General features: G+C 69.6%; 3 protein-coding genes. All 3 read right to left on the bottom strand.

Translation table 11 applies throughout. The features are described from left to right. The coding region (locus tag WC555_RS15360; protein ID WP_373254980.1) for a PepSY-associated TM helix domain-containing protein at positions 1-334 on the bottom strand (334 nt) is incomplete at its 3' end. 77 nt (positions 335-411) lie between these two features. Then, on the bottom strand, positions 412-2,025 hold the full coding sequence (locus WC555_RS15355) for an ATP-binding protein (RefSeq protein WP_292128531.1): 1,614 nt from the start codon (positions 2,023-2,025) through the stop codon (positions 412-414). A gap of 90 nt (positions 2,026-2,115) precedes the next feature. Continuing rightward, positions 2,116-3,438 (bottom strand): UDP-N-acetylmuramate--L-alanine ligase (gene murC / locus WC555_RS15350; RefSeq protein ID WP_373254979.1); only part of this gene is annotated, 1,323 nt, incomplete at its 5' end.

The following is a 3,438-nucleotide window of genomic DNA, read 5'->3' as shown; positions in this document are numbered from 1 at the left end:
GGCCGGCGATCTGCACATTGAAGGCTTCGGCGGCCCACCGGGCGATGGCCTCGGGAACCGGATCGGTCGTTTCGGCCGGGAAGTCGGAAAGGCGGGCGAGCAGGGGCGCCGGCAGGGCGCCGGTCTGCTCGACGGTGACCGGCTCGGCCGGGATCTGGGCGGCGTGGTTCAGGGTGATTCCGGTCACGGCGAACAGCAGAAGGCCGATCAGGCTGAGGGCCGCGGAGATCCAGTGCCACTGGTGCAGTTGCTTGAGCCAGAACGACCGCGCGCCGTTGAGCGCCGTCTTCGGCGCCCTGGGCGGGCTTGCTGCGGGGGCGGCGGTTTCGGTCACCCGTGGCTTGTGCCGAACTTGCGAACCATTTGCAATAGCGCCTCGCGCGGCCCTGTGCGACGCGTTGGCGCGGCGGCTCAGGCGGCCCTGTCGACGGGCGTTCGCTGGTCAGCGGCGCCCATGACGAGACGTATGGCGTTCAGGAGGGCGTCGGGCTGGATCGGCTTCTGGGCGACGCCGTTCATCCCGGCCGCCAGGTATTCGGCCTCGTCGCGCGGATCGGCGTTGGCGGTCAGAGCGAGGATGGGGATGTCAGCCGCCGGCCCCGGGGTCGCACGGATCAGCCGGGTCGCCTGGACGCCGTCCATGACGGGCATCTTGATATCCATCAGGACCAGATCGAACCGTCCGGTCTGGACACGGGCGACAGCCTCGCGCCCATCCTCAACCGCCTCGGAACTGCAGCCGAACAGCTCCAGCACCTTGGCCGCGACGAACCGGTTGGTGGCGTTGTCGTCCACAACCAGCACGTGGAGCGTCGCGTGTGCGGTCGGTTCGGCCATCTCCAGGGCGGCGGCCCGCATCTCGCGGGTGGCGCCGGGCAGGCTGAGGGTGAACCGGAAGCGCGCCCCGCCCTGGGGCGACCGGTCCACGCCGATGCCGCCCTGCATCAGCTCCACGATCTGGCGGCAGATGGCGAGGCCGAGGCCGGCTCCGGCCCCTTCACGCCCGGCGTGGCCGGTGTTGAAGGGGTCGAAGATGGTCCCGGCCGCATCCGACGGCACGCCGGGCCCGCTGTCATCGACGGTGGCGGTGATGGCGATCGCGCCATCGACTTCGGCGCTGGCGATGTGCACCGACACCTCCCCGGCCCGGGTGAATTTCAGGGCGTTGCCGATCAGGTTGTTGAAGAGCTGTTTGAGCCGCATCTCGTCCGCGGCGACCCAGTCGTGGCCGTCCGTGTCGTGGGTGACTCTCAGGTCCAGGTTCTTTTCCTGGGCGCGCGGGCTCCACAGGGCCCTGAGGTCGGCGGCGACGGCGGAAAGTTGCACCGGCGCCGTCTCGAAGGTCATCAGCCCCGCCTCCGCCCGCGACATGTCGAGGGCGTCCGTCAGCAGGCGCAGCAGGCTCTGGCCGGAGTCCAGGATGGTGCGGGCGTAGGGACGCATGTCCTCCTGGGTGAGCTCGCGCTCCATCAGGGCGGCGACGCCCAGCACGCCGTTCAGGGGGGTGCGGATCTCATGGCTCATGACAGCCAGGAATTCGGACTTGGCGCGGCTGGAGGCGCGGGCCTCGGCCTCGGCTCTCGCAAGGTCGCGCGCCAAGGCGCTCATCGCGTCCGCGCGTCGCCGGTGGATGGCGCTACCGGCCTGGAGGACGTGGACCCCGGCTCCCACTCCGACATAGAGGCCGCCTGAGGTTACGACGAAGCCGTTCAACAGACCGCCCAGGCTGCCGTCGTCCACCGACTGGAACAGGGTCTCGGCGTCGGCGTCGGCGTCGAGGATGCGTGGATTGGCGTCCATGAAGGCCGCCGCCGGGCGTTTGGCGTAGAGGGCGCGTCCGAACTCGGCCGCCATCTTGAGGATGAAGACGTTGCGCTCGATCAGGCCGACGGGCCGGCCGTCTCCGTCGATCACCGCCAGGATCAGGGTGTCCGGTTCGCTCTGGAAACGGTCGAAGACCTCGGCGCCCGGCGTGTCCGGCCCGATCGGCGCCGCGGCGCTCGCAAAGTCTCCAATCCTGGCCATCCACCGCTCCCCGTTCGATCCGGGGAATAGGCGGAGCCGCTTAACGCCAGCTTTGCCGGGCGTGAAAGTTTTCTGATATTCTCTTGAATATCAATCCGTAAGCGGATCAGCCAGTCGGTTCAGAAGGCCGGCCGCGAAGACCGACAGGGTGTCGTCCCGCGCGCCCATGACAATGATCCGGTCGCCGGGACGGGCGAGGTCGAGCAGCCGCTCGCCACAGGCCTCCCGGCTGGCCAGGGCCTCGGCCTTGCGGCCGGCGGCGCGGACGCCCGCGGCGATGTCCTCGCTGCCGACGGACCGGTCCGTCGTGCCGCCGAAATAGACGGGCTCGGGCATCAGCAGGACGTCGTCCTCGCGCATCAGGCCGACGAAGCCGTCGATGAACTCTCGCTGCATCAGCCGCAGAGGCCCGAAGCCGTGCGGCTGGAACAGGATCAGCAGCCGACCGTCGAAGGCGTGCAGGGTTTTCAGCGTGGCGGCGATCTTGTCCGGGTTGTGGGCGAAGTCGTCGATGACGGTGACGCCGCCCGCGGTCCCGACCACCTCCATGCGGCGGCGGATGCCGGCGAAGGTTTCGAGGGCGGCGACGGCCTGTTCCAGCGGGACGCCGATGGCCCGGACGGCGCCGATAGCGGCCAGCGCATTGGCGACATTGTGGGCGCCGGGGACGTTGAGCACGACCGGCAGCGGCGTGCCGCCCAGCTCCGTCAGGCTGAACCGCATGCCGGTCGGCAAGGGCGCGAGATCATGGGCGTTGAGGGTGGCGGACTCCTCGCCGAGGGCGAAGGTGATCACCTTGTCGACCGGCAGCGACTGGGCGAGGGCCTGGGTCTCGACATTGTCGAGATTGAGCACGGCCTTCGCCCCCCGGCCGGTGAAGCCGCCGAACAGGTCGCGCAGCTCTTCCATCGACTTGTGGTCCAGCGAGATGTTGGAGACGACGGCGACCGTCGGGTCGTAGCGGGCGATGGAGCCGTCGGACTCATCGACCTCGGACACGAACAGGTCGGGGCCGCCGATCAGGGCGCTAGCGAACGGATGGTCGGCGTCGGCGAAATTCTTCATCACCGCGCCGTTCATGACCGTTGGTTCGCGGCCGGCCCGGTGCAGAATCCAGGCGATCATGCCGGTGATGGTCGACTTGCCGCTGGTGCCGGCGACGCCGATCGAGGTCGGGGCGGCGTTGAACAACCGGGACAGAAGTTCGGGGCGGGTGACGATGCGCGCGCCGACGCGCTTCGCCGCGCCGATGTCGGGGACCGTATCCTCGATGGCGCCGGTGGCTACGACGGTCTGGTCCGCGCGCGTGACGCCCGAGCCGTCCTGCGGATGCAGGGTCACGCCGTGGGCTTCCAGCCAGGCGAATTTCTCCGGCGTCCGGCCCTGGTCGCGGGACCGGTCGGAGCCCTCGAT

It is taken from the genome of Brevundimonas sp., from assembly GCF_041648615.1.
Lineage (GTDB): Bacteria > Pseudomonadota > Alphaproteobacteria > Caulobacterales > Caulobacteraceae > Brevundimonas.
The sequence above is the reverse complement of the archived record's forward strand: the minus strand, read 5'-3'. Positions and strand labels throughout refer to the sequence as shown.